This window comes from Psychrobacter sp. TB20-MNA-CIBAN-0197 (assembly GCF_040309765.1).
GTDB classification, from domain to species: Bacteria; Pseudomonadota; Gammaproteobacteria; order Pseudomonadales; family Moraxellaceae; genus Psychrobacter; species Psychrobacter submarinus.
In genome coordinates, this window is record NZ_JBEOPC010001181.1 from 1 (window position 1) to 246 (window position 246).

1 pseudogene is annotated in these 246 nt (G+C 59.8%); it reads left to right on the forward strand.

Going from position 1 to position 246, the window contains the following annotated elements:
* A pseudogene (locus tag AAEY83_RS17670) lies at nt 1-246 on the forward strand (hypothetical protein); the annotation flags it as partial.

Below are 246 nucleotides of genomic sequence, written 5' to 3' on the forward strand. Positions count from 1 at the left end.
AACGACGAGGCCACCGGCGCGCGCCTGATCGGCACGTTCATCGAAAATGGTCTGCGCGCCCAGGCCCGCAATGGCAACCTGCTCACCGGTCAGTTGTATATCTCGCTGGATTTCTATCCCAAAGCGCCGAAAGTCGCGTTCGACCCCAAGGCACGGCCGGTCACCATTCCGACCGTTCCCGGCAGCCTCGAACAGTTGCAGGAAAAACTCGAGGCGATGGTCAACAAGATCAACGCATTGCCGGTT